General features: G+C 45.2%; 1 protein-coding gene. It reads left to right on the top strand.

The window, feature by feature from the left end:
* The first annotated feature begins 139 nt into the window (after positions 1 to 139).
* Positions 140 to 229, top strand: coding sequence for a hypothetical protein (locus KVT36_RS32930; protein ID WP_368670062.1), 90 nt, complete (start codon positions 140 to 142; stop codon positions 227 to 229).
* Positions 230 to 239: the final 10 nt, after the last annotated feature.

Genomic DNA, 239 nt, shown 5'->3' with positions numbered 1-239 from the left:
TGTGTTAGTGACACTCGAGGCTATGTTTAAGGAGGTAAACGACGCGCTTGCTGATGGCGAGCGCATCTACATCCGGGGTTATGGTTGATTCACCACTAAAAAGAGAGCCGCCAAGATTGGCCGTAACATTAAAAAGAATGTGGCTGTGGAGAACCCAGAGCACTACATTCCAGCCTTTAAGCCGTCGAAAGAATTTGTTGCAGAAGTAAAGAAGCTTAAAAGTTCTTAATTTTGCAGCC

It is taken from the genome of Chitinophaga sp. GbtcB8 (genome assembly GCF_019091455.1).
Taxonomy (GTDB): Bacteria; Bacteroidota; Bacteroidia; order Chitinophagales; family Chitinophagaceae; genus Chitinophaga.
The sequence above is the reverse complement of the archived record's forward strand: the minus strand, read 5'-3'. Positions and strand labels throughout refer to the sequence as shown.